Origin of the sequence: Kitasatospora sp. YST-16, assembly GCF_026802215.1 — a bacterium.
GTDB classification, from domain to species: domain Bacteria; phylum Actinomycetota; class Actinomycetes; order Streptomycetales; family Streptomycetaceae; genus Kitasatospora; species Kitasatospora cineracea.
Genome location: NZ_CP113837.1, coordinates 5,666,824 through 5,682,910, shown reverse-complemented (window position 1 = coordinate 5,682,910; position 16,087 = coordinate 5,666,824). Strand labels below are relative to the sequence as shown.

The following is a 16,087-nucleotide window of genomic DNA, read 5'->3' as shown; positions in this document are numbered from 1 at the left end:
CCGAGGACGAGTTCCTCGTCCGCCCCCGCTACCTCGCCGGAGCTGGAGAGACCAGCCGCGTGCTTCAGCCACTGGTCCACGTTCACGGTTGGCCGCTCCAGAACACCCCAGCCACCGGAAGGATCGCCGCCACCAGCCCCTGCGGCCGGATCGAGGTGGCCGCCGAGATCGCAGTGTTCCACCTGTGGCGGATCACTGTCCGGACCCACCCGGACGACGTGGAACCGCGGTGGTGGGCGACCTTCAGCAAGGAGACGCCTGCCGAGATCGTCGGTGCGCTCGTCCAGGCCCTGGCCGCCGACCGGCACGTTGCCCCCGAGGAGATCGTCGCGGAGTGGCCCGGTCATCCGCCCACCGGATGGCGCCCCCTCCTCAAGGCAGGCTGGGCCGCCTCGGACCTGACAGCCCTGCTCCTCCACGACCACGGCGGCACGATCTCGATCATCGGCGCTCCCGCCGGGCCGACCACCACGGTCGTGGACGGTATCCGGTTCACCTCACCCGACGGCGCCGCCACGCTGACGCACAGGCCCAAGCCGGACAGCGAGTTCGAAGAAGCGATGGGGCCCTGGATGATCGAGGTCGAGTTCGGCCCGACCTGGCAGGACCAGTGGAACGCCACTCTGTCCGCCGCGACCCCGATGCGCTACCTGAACATGCTCACCTCGGCTGTCGTGGACCCGGCCCCGGTAGTCCGCACGACGTCGCAGATCAGCGACGCCACTCGGGCAGCCGCCGCAACTCGCCCCGCTCCGCCACCGCTGAGCAACCCGTTCGCCCACGTCGACGCCGAGTTCGCCAGGACCGACCCACGCCATCCCACCCAGGGGCACCCCCGCCGCTGAACAGAAAGGTCCTCGTCCTGACCGAGTCGATCGTCATCGCCCGCTTCCCGGACGCCAGTGGCAGCACCGCCAGCGCCTGGACCCAGGCCCCCGACATGGCCAGCCGCACACTGCTGGTGCGCGCGGGCTTCGCCGCCGAAGCCCCCGAGCTGAGCAACCCGATCTTCACCGTCGAAGGCCACGGTTCCAGCGACACAACCCAGCGGATCCGCCTCGCAGAACGCATGCTCGCCGACGCCGGATACGCGCCCCGCGTAGTTCCGCCTCTTCCCCGGCAGCGCATCGAACGGCAGCCCTTCCATCCCCAGGACTGGTCCTACCTGGAGTCCCGCCTCGTCGCAGCAACCGCCCAGGCGTACACCGCGGACACCACGGAAGACGTCCACGAGATCGTCCGCCCGCTGATGGACCCGGAGTACGGCCTGATCGGGCGGATGACCGCCCTGCTGGACACCGCCGCCCAGCGGCTCACCGCGATCTCCGCCGCCGACCCGGTCGCCGAACGACGGGCCCACCTCCTGGCCGAGGCCCTGGAGAAGGCCAGCACCCAGTTGACCGCCTTCGGCTACACCGTCGCCGACGCCGACCTCGCCCCGGTCGCCGAGGAACCGGCGTCCTCCCCTCGGGTCGCCGCTGCCCTCACCCGAACCACCGCCCCCGGCAACAGCAGGGAGCCCGCGCCGGCTGCCGGCCCCGCCGCACCGACCCGCCTCTCAAGCGCCGCCTCTCGCTGAGGCAGAAAGCCCCCACCGACCTCAGCCAGCGGGTCCGGCCCCCGTCCGATGCGCATAGGCGAGCACCCCGTTGCCCGCGGCCATCTGACGCAGCGCCGGCCCTCCTCCCGCCCGCGCTCGCGCGGAAGACCAACTCCCCATCCTTGTAAGGAACCACCCCCTGCCCGCCACCCCGAAAAGCCCCTCGCAGAGTCCGGGCACCGACGCCCTCCTCTATGCCCTCATAGGTGCAGGATCCGCGCTCGCCGTCTTCGGCTCGCTCGCCTGGATCGGCGGCAACACCGCCAACTCCCTTACCGGCAGCGGCCCCTGGCGCACTCCGTTCGAGCCGGTCACCGCCGCACTGCACCCCGATCAGCTCTACCCGCACCTGTCGTCGCTGGCACTGCTGGTCGCCACCCGCATCGTCCCCGGGATCACCGCGCTCGCCCTGGTGGCTACCGGCCTGCGGCTGTGGTCCCGCCACCGGAGCAAGCCCAGCGGCCTGGCGACCTCCCGCGACCTCTCCCCGCTGCTGCCCGCCGAGATCACGGCCAAGGCCCGCGACCTGCGTCCGAGTCTCGCGGACTGTAAAAGACCGGGCAATCCGCCCCGATGACAGCGGGTTGCTGCTCGGCAACCTCGCGCCGACCGGCCCCGAGGTCCGCGCTTCCTGGGAGGACGTGTGCGTCGCCATCATGGCGCCGCGAAGCGGCAAGACCACCAGCTTGGCCGTCCCCGCGATTCTGCGTGCGCCCGGCCCTGTCCTGCTGACCAGCAACAAAGCGGCCAGGGATGCCTACACCGCGACGCTGGAGGCCCGCTCCGAGGCCGGCCGGGTCTGGACGATGGACCCGCAGGGCATCGCCCACACCCCACAGGGCATGTGGTGGGACATCTTGGCGGACGCCAAGGACCTCCCAGGTGCGCGCCGCCTGGCCGGGCACTTCGTCGCCGCGGCAGTCGACGAAAGCTCCCAGGGTGACTTCTGGAGCACCGCCGCCCAGAACACCTTGTGTGCACTCTTCCTGGCCGCCGGATGCGACAGCCGCCCCATCACGGATGTCCTGAAATGGCTTGCGGTACCTTCCAACCGCACGCCGATCGACATTCTCCGTGACCACAAGCTGCTGGCCATCGCGGACCAGCTGCAGGGCACCGTTTCAGGCGCGGTGGAGACCCGTGACGGAATTTATGAAACGGCCCGGCAGTATGCGGCGTGCCTACTCGACCCGAAGATTTCCCGGTGGGTCACCCCGAATCCCGGCCTGCCGCAGTTCAAGCCCGAAGAGTTCGTCACCGCCAAGGACACCCTCTATCTGCTGTCCAAGGACGGCGGCGGATCTGCCGGTGCCCTGATCGCCGCGGCAGCCGACTCCGTGATGCGCACCGCGGTCATCCAGGCCGAACGCGCCGGCGGACGGCTCGACCCGCCGCTGCTGGCAATTCTCGACGAGGCCGCGAATGTCTGCAAAATTTCAGACCTCCCCGATCTCTATTCCCATCTGGGCTCGCGCGGCGTCATCCCGATCACGATTCTGCAGAGCTACCGCCAGGGCCAGAAAGTCTGGGGCGAGGCGGGCATGGACGCGATGTGGTCCGCCGCGACGGTCAAGGTCGTGGGCTCGGGAATCGATGACGCGGATTTCGCGGACAAGCTCTCGCGACTGGTCGGCGAGCACGACGTAGAAACCGTTTCGCATTCCACCTCGGAATCCGGGCGCTCCACCTCGACCAGCATGCGCCAAGAGCGCATCCTGCCGCCGGACCAGATCCGCGCACTGCGCAAGGGCACCGCTCTGCTGTTCGCCACCGGCCTGCGGCCCGCCATGCTTGACCTGCGGCCCTGGTACAAGGAGCCGGGTGCCGGGGCGATCGGCAAGGCGTCCTCGCGGCAGACCAACCTCATCACCGAACGCGCGCTCGCCGCGGCGGGTGAGGCCGCATGAGTTACGCGACCGAACCTGCCAGCCGCATTTTGTCGCTCGGCGCGGGGGTGCAGTCCACGACGCTTCTTCTGCTGTCGGCGATCGGAGAGCTACCGAAGCTCGACTACGCGATTTTCGCGGACACGGGCTGGGAACCGGCAGCCGTTTATCGGCATCTGGACGAGGTGGAGCGCCGGATCGCCCGCCCCGCAAATATCCCGATTCTCCGAGTCTCGTCGGGCAACATACGGGCGGACGCCCTCGACCCGGGACACCGATTCGCCTCCATGCCCTTGTACATTCTGAACAAGGACGGCAGTCCTGGAATGACGCGGCGCCAGTGCACGGGCGAATATAAGATTAAGCCGATAAAGCGCGAGGTGCGCCGCATACTCGGCTACCCTCATCCGGTCCGGGTGCCGCGCGGAGTGTACATCGAGCAGTGGATCGGGATTTCGACTGATGAATTCCACCGCGCCAAGGACTCCGACGTCAAGTACGCGCGCCACAGCTTCCCCTTGATCGACCTTGGGTTGTCGCGCCAGGACTGCCTCAATCTCCTTGCTGACCACGGCTGGGAATCCACCCCGAAATCCGCGTGCCTGGGATGTCCATTTCATGGAAATTCCCAGTGGCGGCAGATCCGAGATGGATCACCGGAAGAATGGGCCGATGTCGTCGAGTTCGATGCCGCGATCCGCGCAGGGAACGCTCGGGCTAATTCGGAGGGGCGCCCGCTGCTCGGGCAGGCTTACCTGCACCGCTCCCGTCGGCCCCTGGCCGAGGCTCCGATCGACCGTCTCAGCCGCGCCGAACTCGCCGCTCTGCAGGAGCAGCTACCGCTGGCCGAGGAGGAGCTGGAGAACGGGCCCGCGGACGGCTGCTCCCCGTTCAGCTGCCGCTCCGGCGAGGCAGTCGCGTGACTGTCCAGGCCACCAATCCCGATCTCCTCAACCGCCTGCACCGTGCTGAGCACAATGCCGAGCTGTCGGCCGTCCTGGAGTCAGCGGAGGACGGTCTCCTCGCGCCGCTGCACCAGCTCCTGGAGCAAGCCGCGGAAGTCTTCCGACGGCGCGGCGACCTTCGTTCCGCCGATGCCCTCGGCGCCCACGCTGCCACCATCGAGGGCATCGGCAACGAACTCCACTACTTGGCCGAGGACTTGGCCACCACGGCCTACACGGGTCGTGCCATCGCCGCGAACACCACCTCGGTTCGCGCCGCCCCCGCTGCGGTCGCAGCGGCCCCTGCGCCTTCGCCGGCCCCACTGCTCCGCTCGGCCCGCTCTCGCTGACCCCCTCACACCACCTGGAGGTATCCCCTGGCTCGGATCGAGTCCGTCGACCAGGCCGAGGCCCTGCGGCTGATCTGTGCCCTGCCGGATGGCTCTGTCACCGGACTGCGGCAGGTGGCCCGCCGTGGCGACATGGTTGTTACTGCTGAACTGGCCCAGACCATCCGGCAGGACACCTGGAGCGGCATCCGCATCCGCGTCGTCTCCCCGTCCGCCGGCGTGGTCGACAGCAACTGGTTCGGCTTCTCGCAGTATGGCGTCTTCAACGAGAGGCACCTCGCACCGTCCGCGCGCGACGGAGGCGGCGAACTCACTCGCTACAACGCCGATTTCATGCTGGTTGTGGACGGCATCGATGCCCGCCGCCTCCGGGACGCCGTTTCCGTGTACACCGCCGCCTTCGCGCCGCCCCCCGCACCGGAGTTCACCGCCGCCGCCCATCTGGCCGCCCTGTTCAGCATGGCCCGTCGGCTCGACCACCTGGGCTCCATCAAACCGGAGACGCTGGCCGGGCGCGCCTTCGCCCACGCAGAGGTTCTTCGGGACGTCGCGAGCCAGATCCACTTCGATCTGCTTCCGCTCACCGGAGAACGGCAGGCGGCCGACAGTGCGCCGGTCGAGGTGGCCGAGGGGCTCGCCGTTCTCCGCAAGCTGCGTACGACGCTGACCGCTCTCGCGCACTCTGCCGATGTAGGTGATCACCCGGACTACGCGGAGATCTTCAGGAGCCACTCGGCGAGCCTGGACGGAATCGAGCATGAGATCACGGCCGACCTGGCGGCAGACCGCGCCGCTGCGGAGGGTGCCCGCGCCAGTGCTGCGAAGAGCGCCTCCGCGACCGCCCTGGCCTCGCCGTCAGCAGGCCGGTCGGCGGCCAGCACCACGGCGCCCGCCTCCCCACCGATCCAGGCGTCGGAGAGGGGGCGGCGCTGAACTACCGGTACCCCGAGATCCCGCCGCGCGACTACCGGCCGCGGCTGTCCACCGCCGGCGACCTGCACTGGCCCGACGAAAGCCCCCAGATGGGCCCGTGGACGCACGAGCAACTCGTCGCCATCGCCCACCCGTGGCCCGTGGCCTGGCTTTTCCCGCCTCGCCCCGGCGATCCCCAACGAGTCGTCAACTTGTTCGCCGGGCCCGGCGGTTGGGAGCAGGGGCTGCGAGTCCTGGACCCTTCGGGGTTCGACGTGGTCGGTGTCGAGATCGGCTGGGACGCCTCCGCGACCGCAGTGGCAGCCGGGCACCGACGCATCGTCGCCGACGTTCGCACCCTCGATCCGATCCACCCCGCGCTGCGGTACGTCGAGGGACTCACCGTCAGCGCGCCGTGCCAGGTCTGGTCCCCGGCCGGCAAACGTGAAGGCCATCAGGAACGCAACATCGAGTTGCTGCTGGACACCTTCACCATGGCGTGCGAAGCGAGCTTCGGGCACTACCACGACACCGGGGAGTGCGAGTCCGCCGATACCTGCGGCATCTGCTCCGACCCTGAGTGGGACGGCTACAGCGGCTTCACCGGCCCGTTGCTGACCTTCGAGGAGGCCCGTTCCCTGGTGCCGCAGATGAGCGACGAGCGCATCGGCCTGATCGCCGAGTCGCTGATCTGGTCGCTCGCGCTCACCGCCCGCTACGACAACCTCCGCTGGATGGCGATGGAGCAGAGCAGCGCGCTGCCGGAGGTGGTGCTGGACGCCATCTCGGATGAGCTGCAGATCGCCGACTGGTGCTCGGCCGACTACCAGGTCCTGGATGCCGCCGATGTCGGCGTGGCAGCCCACCGGCGGCGTGTCTACCTCGTGGCCGGCCGCCACCACTACGTCAACCTGCAGGCGATGCAGCCCTCCGAGCCGGTCCCCGGGCGCACGCTCGCCGAGGCACTCGGCTGGCCGGCGGGTGTGCGGGTCAACACCCGCGGAACCAGGCGGACGTCCGGCGGCAACGAGTTCTCGGCCGACCGCACCGCACCGGGCACCACCAGCAAGATCCGCGGCTGGTACTGGGCCGACGACAAGGACCGCAAGTACACGGTGCCGGAGGCGGCCCTCACCGTCGCCATGCCGGCCGACTACCCGTGGACGGGCTCCCGTTCGTCCGCCTGCCAGCAGCTCGCGGACATCGTGATCCCCACCGAGGCCGCCCGTGTGGTGGGCGGCGCGATCCTGCGCAAGGAATGGGAACAGCCCGTTTCCAGCTACCTGGAGACGATCTACAGCCCGCAGAGCCTGGCTCTGGCAGCACCGGCCGCCGCCGAACCCGCGTCGCCCCGGGCGACTGCGGCCACCTCCACCGGCACCGCCCAGGTGCAGATGCTCCCCGGCTTCGACGACTTCTTCGTGAGCGCCGCGCCCAACCCCCGCAGCCGTGCCGCCCGCCCCCGGTAGCACTGCCGTTGCCCGGCCCCAGCCGCACGCCGGGGCCGGGCCGCCCCACCCCCACTGCCACTTCGGAGACCACCATCAACCGCACACCCGAGCACCAGCCCGCCGTACCCGACCGGTTCTCCGGCCCCGGCACCTGGGCCGCCTACCAGGCTGCCCTCTCTCGCTACGCCGCCCGCCGGGCCGCTGTCCAACAAGCGCTCGACACCAACAGCCAGGTCGAGACCGTCCGGCCCCCGCACTCGCCCGGTCCCCGCGGCGCACGACGCTGAGACTTCCCTTCGCGCGACCACGAACGCCATTGATCTGCAACGGACTTGCTTACCATGACCCACTCTCTGCCGCCCTCCGCTGCGACGGCAACACCCGGCCTCGGCGCGGCCAGCGTCCCGCTGCCCGTCGCACGGATCGACGGACGCTGGTACCTGGCCGCCGGCCACGGTCATCTCTCGATCGACGACCGCGCCCTCACCCGCGACCTGGAAACGCTCGCCACGCTCCTGGCCCCCGTCACCTCGCCCGGACGGCACCCGTGAGCGTCGACAGCCCTGGCCTGAGCCCCCAACTGGAGGCCGAGCAGGCCGTGCTGGGCGCCTGCCTCCTCGTCCCCTCACAACTGGCCTCGCTGCGAGCCTGGTTGGAGCCGCGCCACTTCCTGCGCCCCGCCCACGGCCAGTTCTTCGCAGTGATGCTCGCCCAGCTCGACGAGGCGGCACTCCCAGCCACCGGCGAACAGCGCCGTAACTGGGCGCTGCGGGCGATGGACACCGGCGTACGCACCATTCCCGGCTTCAGCGCCAGCTACGGGCAGTCGCTGATCTCGGCGTGCCCGATCGCCGCGCACGCCACCGCATACGGGCGGATGGTGCTGGAGACCGCTGTGCGTCGCTCCCTGGAGCAGCACGCCCACCGGCTGCTGGCTGCCGCCGAGGGCGGCTCCGTGAGGACCACGGTCGCCCTGACGGCCTCGCTGCACACAGTGATCGACCAGCTCACGACGGCGTGGGGCACGATCGACGTCCGGTCGACAAAGCCTCTGCCAGAGCCGGATACCCCCACAGGTCTGCTGGCCGGACGCGCCGCCGAGAACGCCCACGACAACGAGCGCATGCTGCTGGCCTCCATGGTCGCGTCTCCGACGCGAATCAGCGAGATCACCTCCTGGCTGAGCGGCGGCGACTTCCTGTCCCCTTCGCACCGAGCTGTCTACCAGGCCCTGGCTGCCCTCACGCACCGTGGCGAACCCGTAGACGAGCTCACTGCCCTCTGGGAGGTGCAGCGGCGTGGAGCCCTGGCCGACGGAACGACCACGGTCGAGGAAGTGCGGACCCTGGTGGCGACGGGCATGCCGGGCGATGCGGGCTACTGGGCCGAGCGGGTCCTACGGGCTTCGCTCCTGCGGACTTCGGCCACTTCAGCAGGGATCGTGCGCGTCCTGGCGCTGGACGCCGCCGTCTCCGCCGGCACCCTCCTCGGCGACTCGCTACGCGCGCTGGAACCCGCCGACCGCCTCCAGCAACGTCATCGCGCCGCCCTCGGCGCCCCCGCCTCGGACCGTCGCGGCCCCGTGGTCCTGGGCGTCCGCCGCCAGGCCGCCACCCGCACCGCCGGCACAGCCGACCGGCCCTCCCGCCCGCCGATCGAGCCCTCCCCGCACCGGCGCTGACCTACGAGCGAATGCCCATGCCCCTACCTGCTTCCAACTCCCGCGCCTCCCAGCGCCTGCGAGCTGCCGCCGACCAAACCGAGGTGCTGGAGAACGCGCTGCCCCGCGCCTACCGCGAGGAGGGCGTACCCGGCCTGGCCGAACTGGCTGTCCACGCGGACGCTATCGACGATCACCGCCGCGCCGTCCTGGACACCGCCGTCGTCCTGGCCACGCGCCCGCACCCAGCCGCCGCCGAACGGACCGAGACCCGGGCCCTGGCCGTCGCAGCCGAACGGCTCGCCCGCGCAGGCGCGTCCATCGGGCGTGCCGCCACGATGGCCGCACGGCTGCACGAGGTCGATGGCGTCGGTGGTCAAGCCGCCGAGGAGACCCGGGAGCGCGCCACCCGGCACGTCCACCACTCCCTCTCCCACACCCGCATCGCCCTGCGAGAGGCCATCGAGCAACTGCGTTACGAAGCAGAGCGGTTGTCTCTCACGGCACCCGCCGGGCGCAACCCCGCCGCCGTAGCGCGGTCGACCGCTCGCGGTGCCCGCGTCGTCGCTGCACCTTCCCCTCGGCCCGCCGACCTGCAGCAGCACGCGGCCGGCCGACGCCGCTGAACCCGGAGACACTCTGACCAGCACGCCCCCTGCCGCCATCCGCGACATGAGCACCGTCGCCGGGATGCTCCGCCTGCTCGGCCGCGTCACCGCCGCGCCTCCTGGGCCAGGACAGCTCGCTCCCGACCCCGCCGCCGTATCGGAACGCATGGCCCAGGCCCTCGCGTTCCAGCGCCAGTGCGCCGACAACGCGCGCCGCTGCCGAAGGTCGAGCGACTCCAACCCGGCGTTGGCCGGCGCCTACACGGCAGCGGCCGTCCGCGCCGCCACGATCACCCGGCACCTGGCCGTCGCGTTCGACCTCTCGGTCAAGTGCGCCCTGACCGAGCGCGGCGCACCGCGCAGTGCAGCCGAGTCGCTGCACCAGCGCCGCCACAGGGCAGCAGTGGCGGCGCTGGCCGAAGCGGAGAAGGAGGCCGACCGCGGGCACCAGGAAGTCCTCGGCTTCGTCACCACCATCACCACCGACACCGCAGAAGCTCCCGTTCCCCGGCCTGTCGCCCAGCCCGCACCCCGGAAGCACCGGTGAACGGGGACCAGTACGAGGTCGGCCGTCTCCTGCGGAGCATGGCGACCGACACCCGCAAGGCCGCGCTTCGCGGGGTGCCGCCCACCGAACCGGTCGACGTCGCGAAGCAGTTCCAGGACGTCCTCGCCCTGCAGCAGCAAGCCGCCGCCAACGCCGCCCGATTCAACCAGGCGTCCCCCGAACAGCCTGCGTCCCGTACCGGTGCCCTCGTGTTCGCTTGGGCCGCCGCCAGGCTGGGCCTGGTCGGCGCGGTTCTCGGGGAGACCCTGGAGGCCGCCGCCCACCTCTCCGACGCCAGTGCCGCCTCCCTCAACACCCGGCAGCTCGACGCCCTGGAGAGCGTGGTCACGTGGGGGCTGGAGAGCACGCGGTCGGGCCTGCACGCGCTGTCGGCCGACCTCCGCACCGTCAGCACCGCGATCACCACGGGCCCGCCCTGGCCGAAGGTGCCGCTACCCGCTGCGGCTGTCGCTCTCGCCGACTCGTCCTCACCGAAACCTGCGCCGATGCCCCCGGCCGCCGGCGAGCACGAACCTCGCCCTCGCGCAGCACGGCGGCGGACCCCGCATCTGCTGATCGTCGCCGCCCCGCCCGCTGCGGCCCCGGGCGCCCCCGCCGCGTCCGCGACCGTTCTGCCATTCCGCCGTCCCTGACCGGCAGCCGCCGCGCCGGTCACCGCCCCACGTACGGAGCCCACCACGCCCGCCCCCGAACCCGCGCCGGCCCTCGGCGACTACCAGGAGCGGCTTCGCCTCGTCGCCGACCAGGCCGAAGACCTCGCCGAGAAGCTGCCCGGCCCCTTCGCCGCCGACCCCGGTGTCCCGGACGCCCGTGTCGTCGCCCAGCAGCTCAGCGCCCTCCAGCTCGTCCAGACCAGCACGCTCGGCGCAGCCGACTACGCCAACCGCATTCCGCTCGATCCCTCCGCCACCAGCGCCGCACGGCTGACTGCCATCGCCCTCGCCCGTGCCCACACCCGGGTCACGGACGCGACCCTGCACCTGGCGCACCTGTTCCAGCACTCCGTCAGCGCGGACGTGTGGGCCGTTCCAGACGCCCAGCCGGTCGACCCCCGCCAGGTGTACTTCGCTGCCCGGCACCAACTCGGCGCCGCAGCAAGGGAGCTGCGGATCGAGGCGGACCGCCTCCCCTCCGCCGGCGTCTCGTACCTGCCCGCCCAGGCCCGCCAGCACGCAGCGGTGAGTCTGCCGCAGCGGCTGCGCCGCGCTCTCACCCGCCGCTCGGCCGAGCCCGCCCCCATCGCCGCCCTTCCCCGCAGCGCTGCCAAGCTGCGCCGCTGAAACCGAGGCCCCGTCATGACCTACACCACCCCTGTCGAACTGCAGTCGCAGTGGCTGCACGGCACCGCCAACGACCTGCACGCCTTCCGCGAAGAGCTGTGGCGCCTCTACACCTACCGGGGCCCCCAGAGCGCCCGCCTCGGCGCGGTGCTGGAGGGAATGACCCAGGTGCAGGAGACGCTGCTGTCCAACACCACCGATGAGTACGACACCGTCGCGCCCGATTCGACCAAGCCCTCGGACATCGCCTGGCGGCGGTGCACCGTCGCGTACGCCTACGCCGGGCTGCTGACTGCCAAGGCGATCGCGCGCCTGCAGCCCGCCCTCGTCTCCGCCACCCTCACCCGGCTGACGCCTGGCCCCGCCTACGCCTCGCCGCACCGCCTGGCGTACTTCAAGTCGCTGTCCGCCGGGTGGGAGGTCCTCGACGAGGCCGTCTGGAAGCTGCGGGAGGTCGCGGAGAACCTGACCGCCTCCGAAGAGCCCGCCCTGCTCAAGGCATTCACGGGCGACGCCGCCGTCCGCATGGTCCGCTCGGCCGCGGTGACCGCCAAGCCCGCCGAGCCGGACACCGCCCGCACGGCGGCCGGGCCGGGTGCCGTGGTCGTCGCGGCGCCGCCCAGCCGTGCTGCGAGCGCCCGAACCGGGGCGCGCCGATGAGCGCGCCCAACCGCGGGGGGCCGCGGATCGGGTCGATGTGCTCGGGGTTCGGCGGCCTGGACATGGGGGTGCAGGCCGTGCTCGGCGGCGAGGTGGTCTGGCACGCCGAGATGAACCCCTCCGCCGCGCAGATCCTGGCTCACCACTGGCCTAGAGACGCCAAATATCGGTGATATCACCGCAGTTGACTGGTCGTCGGTCCCCTCGGTCGACGTGCTGACGGCGGGCTTCCCCTGCCAGGACCTGTCGGTCGCCGGCAAGCGCGCCGGCCTGATGGAGGGCACCCGCTCCGGACTGTGGCTGACCATCGCCAGCGCGATCGAGGTCCTCAAGCCGAAGTTGGTGATCATTGAAAATGTACGCGGAATCCTCAGCGCAGCCGCTGCCTCGCCAGCCGATGGCGACCTGGAGTGCGGCTGGTGCGATCTGGGAGACGGCGGAGGTGAGCCTCCTCTGCGGGCACTCGGCGCGGTACTCGGAAGTCTGGCCAACCTCGGGATGGATGCGCGATGGACGGTGCTATCCGCGGCAGCCGTCGGTGCCCCTCATCGCAGGGAGCGTCTCTTCCTCGTGGCCTGGCCCGGCGGCTCCAGGGCTGCCGACGCCGCGGGCGCGCGATGCGAAGGGCCCGGATGCCTGGCGGGCGGACCTGGGGCACACGGTGGCGTTGCTCAAGACGCCGACCTCCAACTTGGGGCAGATCGGCGGCAGTCAGCACCCGGACAAGCGCCGCTCGGGCGGGCACGGCCCGAACTTGTCGGACGAGGTGGAGCACCTGTTGCTGCCCACTCCGAAGGCCAGCGACGGGACGCACGGGGGCCCGAACTCCCGTGGCTCCAAGGGCGATCTGACTCTTCCCTCGGCGGCGGCGCAGTTGCTGCCGACGCCGCGGGCCTCGGACACGGGGACGCCGGGGAGGCGGGCGGGACAGGGGTTTCGGCCGCCGCTGTCGGCGGTGCTGCTGCCGCTGTGGGACAGGGTTCTGGAGGAGTGAGCCGGTGGGGACCGTACGCCTCGGCCGTCGCCCGGTGGGAGCGTGTCACCCGGCCGGCCCCGGAGCCCGTCGACGGAAACGGTCGCCTCGCCCCGGAGTTCGTCGAGTGGATCATGGGGCTCGACGCCGGTCACGTCACCGGCGTTCCCGGCCTGTCGCGGTCGGCCCAGCTGACCGCCCTCGGCAACGGAGTGGTCCGCCAGCAGGCAGCTGCGGCAATGCAGTTGCTCGATGCCCCCGGCCTCCTCGCCGCCGCGTGCTGCGGCGGGCGGCGGTGAGGAGGCGGTGCTTATACCTCATGATCGGCCGGATGCGTCCGGCCGATCGCGGCGGAACCTTGTCTCACGCCCCGCAACCGCACCGAAAGGCCCCTTCCTCCCTTGACCGCACCCGAGCCCGACGAGGGCGCCGAGCCGAACTCCGGCTACAGCGACGCCCAGATCGAGGCCCTGTCCGCGAAGCTGACGGCCCTGGCGGCCGGCTTCGACGCTCAGGCCGAACAGCTGGCCACCATGTCGACCGCACTGGAGCCCGAGGACGACGGCGCCGCCGCTGAGCCCATGTTCATCGTCGCCTTCGAGGACCCGGCCTACTACAAAAGAGGTCGAACTCATGGTCCCGTGGGTCGACGAGATCTTCACGAAGATCTACGGACCCGAAACCACGGCGTCGCGGCCGTGGTGCGTGCGCTGGCCTGAGCACCCGGAGGCCGTGGCCCGGCTGCACGCCCTGTGGCTGGCCTGGCAGGCCGCGATCGATCCCGAGTCCGGGGCGAACGGCCCAAGCGCCTGGCAGCGCGACCATCTCGAGCCGGCGCTGATGAAGCTGCGCGCCGCCGACGGCCCCTTCGGCGCGTGCACCAGCTCCGGCGGCCACGTCAGCCACCGCCTGCTGGAGCACCCGGCGCTGACCGACCCCGACTCCCTTACTCCTTTCCCCTCGACCTGACCGGAGGCCGACATGCCCGACCTCAGCCTGCCCCAGTGGCAGCCCGCGGACAGCGCCTCCGCCCGCGCCCAGCAGCACTTCCTGGAGGCCGAAGAGGTCTATGACCTCCTCATCGAGACCGACCCTGCAGAACCCGACGGCCCCGAGCCCGGCAGCGACAACTTCCTGCTGTTCGAGAACCTCGACGCCTACGAAGAGAACGCCAACCCCGCGCTCGGCGCCCATCTGCACTACGGCACCGACGGCACCTTCACCCTGGCCACCCGCCCGGCTCCCACCTTCGCCATGGCGGCGGCGTGGCTGGTCGCCCGCGGCGCCGACCCGGGTGCCTTTCTCCACCGCGCCGGCCACGGCGGCACCCCGGCCGACGAGCGCAGTGCCGCCGTCGCCGCCCGCTTCATCACCGACCATGCCCGGTACGAGCAGGTCGAGCACAGCGTCGAGCCGGGCGAGACGTGGGTGATGCTGCGTGACACCACCTCTGCCGGTGCCGACCGCCCGTACCTCCTGCAGGTGGAGACCGGCGACCCGGACCGCGGGTACACCCTGCGCGAGGGCAGCTTCGCCAGCCCGCAGGAGGTCCAGCAGTGGCTGGAGACCCGGCGCACCGCGCTGCCGCCCGTCGCCCAGGGCGAGGTCACCGTCGTCTACAGCCCGCAGGCCCTGGCAGCACGCGCCCGCACCACCGCATCGTCCGCCAAGAGCACCTCCACCGAGGCTGCCCTCGCCCCCGTCCCGGTGTCGGCCGGACGGCGGGCCGTGCGGTGAGCGAGCAGCGGCCGAGCAGTCCTCCAGTGGGCTTCTCCGCCCACCCGGAGGCGCTCGCCGACCTCCTCGACGCGCCCGCAGACGTTCGGGACCTCGCGTTGGAGTACCTCGACCGGCTGCTGCGCGCAGAGGTCCGAGGACCTCTGCTGGACCAGCAGGGCGACCGCGACCTGCGCGGAGCCCGCAAGCTCTACCTCGACGAACGCAACGCCTACCGGCTCGTCTACACCGAGCAGCGCGCACCGGGCAACCCACGCCGACTGCTCGGCATCCACCTCGTCGCCGTCGGGCGGCGCTACAACATCGAGGTCTACAAGACGGCGGCCGAGCGGCTCAAGCAGGGTGCGGCTCAGGAGGTTCCGCGTCCGGGCATGCCGGCTCGGTTCCAGGCCGCCCTCGCCTCCTCCGTCTCCCGGCCCTCCCCGGCCCAAGCCATCGCGACCACCCCGGGCGCGGCGCCGCCCACCGTGGTCGCTGCCCCTCCCGCCGCCGTCCGGCGCTGATCCCGACACAACCCCACTGCCACACCGGAGTTCTCCATGCCCGCCACCGCCAATGTCACCGTCCTGGACCGCGCCCAGCTGGCCGCCGAGGGGATCTCCACACGCTGGTCGACCCGCCTGCTGCGCACGCTGGGCTCCTCTGGCCCGCTGCGCAAGGCCGAGATCGCGAGCTCCTCCCCGATCCCGGCGGGCAGCCTGTACAAGGTGACCGGTCTGCTGGAGCGCGCGGGTGCGATCACGCGCCTGCCCATTCCCGGCAGCCGCCGGTACGAGCTGGCACTGACCGATGCCGGCAGGGCGTTGGATCCGGTCCACGCCGCTGCCAAGTCCTGGGCCGACCGGCACCTGGTCGGCCGCGCGGCGCTGGAGGCGCCGGAGGCGATCGACGACGCCTTGGGCCTGTTCGCCATTCCCCATACCGGAGCCGTCCTGGTCGAGCTGGTGGCGGGCGAGTCGTTGACGGTCCCACAGCTCGCGCAGCGGCTCCCGGTCCCCAACAACGGGATCCTTCACCACCGCCTGTCCGTGCTGGCAGAGCAGGGCCTGATCTCGCGCAGCGGCAGCCCGCGGGCCTACCGGTGGGCGATCAGCGAGGCCGGCATGCACACCGGCGCCATGGTCCGCGAGCTGTCCGGGTGGGCGGAGCGGTACCTGCCCAGCGTCGCCCACCCCGATCCTGCCGCGCGGGCCTCCTCCGTCGCGCTGACCTCCGGCACCGGCGCCGTGGTCATCGCCGCGCCCCGCCCCGCCGCCGCGCGGACCGACGCGGCCCGGCTACGCCGGGACACCCTGCGGATCCACTTCTCCCACGCTCCCGGCCCCCAGCCCCCGGCGCTCCTGCAGAGCGCCGCCGGCCCGCGCCGCTGATCCGCCCGCCCTCGACCGGAAGTTCCGCCCTGACCACCACACCCGTCACCGACACCGCCCAGCGGTCCGGCCCGGATCGCCCGGTCCG

At 71.7% G+C, this 16,087-nt stretch carries 21 protein-coding genes and 2 pseudogenes; all 23 read left to right on the top strand.

Annotated features, from left to right (window positions below; translation table 11 throughout):
- The first annotated feature begins 59 nt into the window (after positions 1–59).
- Complete coding sequence (locus OU787_RS25840; protein WP_268660711.1) at positions 60–845, top strand: DUF317 domain-containing protein; 786 nt, start codon at positions 60–62, stop codon at positions 843–845.
- A gap of 95 nt (positions 846–940) precedes the next feature.
- Positions 941–1,579: a hypothetical protein gene (locus OU787_RS25835; protein ID WP_268660710.1), complete on the top strand. Its 639-nt coding sequence runs from the start codon at positions 941–943 to the stop codon at positions 1,577–1,579.
- Positions 1,580–1,739: 160 nt separating this feature from the next.
- Positions 1,740–3,507: pseudogene (locus OU787_RS25830) on the top strand (type IV secretory system conjugative DNA transfer family protein).
- A complete protein-coding gene (locus OU787_RS25825) occupies positions 3,504–4,409 on the top strand; it encodes a hypothetical protein (RefSeq protein ID WP_268660709.1) in 906 nt (301 codons plus the stop codon). Before OU787_RS25830 ends, OU787_RS25825 begins: the two are co-directional and overlap by 4 nt.
- Positions 4,406–4,780, top strand: coding sequence for a hypothetical protein (locus tag OU787_RS25820; RefSeq protein WP_268660708.1), 375 nt, complete (start codon positions 4,406–4,408; stop codon positions 4,778–4,780). The genes OU787_RS25825 and OU787_RS25820 overlap by 4 nt, the downstream gene beginning before the upstream one ends.
- Positions 4,781–4,894: 114 nt before the next feature.
- Entirely contained in the window at positions 4,895–5,713 is an 819-nt protein-coding gene (locus OU787_RS25815; protein ID WP_268660707.1) for a hypothetical protein, read from the top strand.
- Between the two features lie 191 nt (positions 5,714–5,904).
- Complete coding sequence (locus OU787_RS25810; RefSeq protein ID WP_268660706.1) at positions 5,905–7,161, top strand: DNA cytosine methyltransferase; 1,257 nt, start codon at positions 5,905–5,907, stop codon at positions 7,159–7,161.
- Between the two features lie 323 nt (positions 7,162–7,484).
- Complete coding sequence (locus OU787_RS25805) at positions 7,485–7,694, top strand: hypothetical protein (protein ID WP_268660705.1); 210 nt, start codon at positions 7,485–7,487, stop codon at positions 7,692–7,694.
- Positions 7,691–8,824 (top strand): DnaB-like helicase N-terminal domain-containing protein, encoded by a 1,134-nt coding sequence (locus OU787_RS25800; RefSeq protein ID WP_268660704.1) that lies wholly within the window; start codon positions 7,691–7,693, stop codon positions 8,822–8,824. Before OU787_RS25805 ends, OU787_RS25800 begins: the two co-directional genes overlap by 4 nt.
- A gap of 83 nt (positions 8,825–8,907) precedes the next feature.
- Positions 8,908–9,429: a hypothetical protein gene (locus OU787_RS25795; RefSeq protein ID WP_268660703.1), complete on the top strand. Its 522-nt coding sequence runs from the start codon at positions 8,908–8,910 to the stop codon at positions 9,427–9,429.
- Between the two features lie 46 nt (positions 9,430–9,475).
- A complete protein-coding gene (locus OU787_RS25790; protein ID WP_268660702.1) occupies positions 9,476–9,958 on the top strand; it encodes a hypothetical protein in 483 nt (160 codons plus the stop codon).
- Positions 9,959–9,996: 38 nt separating this feature from the next.
- Positions 9,997–10,611 (top strand): hypothetical protein, encoded by a 615-nt coding sequence (locus OU787_RS25785; protein WP_268660701.1) that lies wholly within the window; start codon positions 9,997–9,999, stop codon positions 10,609–10,611.
- A gap of 426 nt (positions 10,612–11,037) precedes the next feature.
- Positions 11,038–11,259: a hypothetical protein gene (locus OU787_RS25780; protein ID WP_268660700.1), complete on the top strand. Its 222-nt coding sequence runs from the start codon at positions 11,038–11,040 to the stop codon at positions 11,257–11,259.
- Between the two features lie 15 nt (positions 11,260–11,274).
- Positions 11,275–11,919: a hypothetical protein gene (locus OU787_RS25775; protein ID WP_268660699.1), complete on the top strand. Its 645-nt coding sequence runs from the start codon at positions 11,275–11,277 to the stop codon at positions 11,917–11,919.
- On the top strand, positions 11,916–12,092 hold the full coding sequence (locus tag OU787_RS25770; protein WP_268660698.1) for a hypothetical protein: 177 nt from the start codon (positions 11,916–11,918) through the stop codon (positions 12,090–12,092). The genes OU787_RS25775 and OU787_RS25770 overlap by 4 nt, the downstream gene beginning before the upstream one ends.
- Before the next feature lie 40 nt (positions 12,093–12,132).
- Positions 12,133–12,438 (top strand): annotated as a pseudogene (locus OU787_RS25765) (DNA cytosine methyltransferase); the annotation flags it as partial.
- 142 nt (positions 12,439–12,580) lie between these two features.
- Positions 12,581–12,913, top strand: coding sequence for a hypothetical protein (locus OU787_RS25760; RefSeq protein WP_268661986.1), 333 nt, complete (start codon positions 12,581–12,583; stop codon positions 12,911–12,913).
- A complete protein-coding gene (locus OU787_RS25755) occupies positions 12,910–13,191 on the top strand; it encodes a hypothetical protein (RefSeq protein WP_232794842.1) in 282 nt (93 codons plus the stop codon). The genes OU787_RS25760 and OU787_RS25755 overlap by 4 nt, the downstream gene beginning before the upstream one ends.
- Before the next feature lie 102 nt (positions 13,192–13,293).
- Entirely contained in the window at positions 13,294–13,611 is a 318-nt protein-coding gene (locus tag OU787_RS25750) for a hypothetical protein (protein WP_268660697.1), read from the top strand.
- A complete protein-coding gene (locus OU787_RS25745; RefSeq protein WP_081966753.1) occupies positions 13,526–13,861 on the top strand; it encodes a DUF4913 domain-containing protein in 336 nt (111 codons plus the stop codon). Before OU787_RS25750 ends, OU787_RS25745 begins: the two co-directional genes overlap by 86 nt.
- Positions 13,862–13,873: 12 nt before the next feature.
- Positions 13,874–14,629 carry a hypothetical protein gene (locus tag OU787_RS25740; protein ID WP_268660696.1) on the top strand — a complete coding sequence of 252 codons (756 nt, stop codon included), beginning with the start codon at positions 13,874–13,876 and terminating at the stop codon, positions 14,627–14,629.
- Positions 14,626–15,132: a hypothetical protein gene (locus OU787_RS25735; protein ID WP_268660695.1), complete on the top strand. Its 507-nt coding sequence runs from the start codon at positions 14,626–14,628 to the stop codon at positions 15,130–15,132. The genes OU787_RS25740 and OU787_RS25735 overlap by 4 nt, the downstream gene beginning before the upstream one ends.
- A 36-nt stretch (positions 15,133–15,168) precedes the next feature.
- Positions 15,169–15,999, top strand: a complete 831-nt coding sequence (locus OU787_RS25730) for a winged helix-turn-helix transcriptional regulator (protein WP_268660694.1) — start codon at positions 15,169–15,171, stop codon at positions 15,997–15,999.
- Positions 16,000–16,087 lie beyond the last annotated feature (88 nt).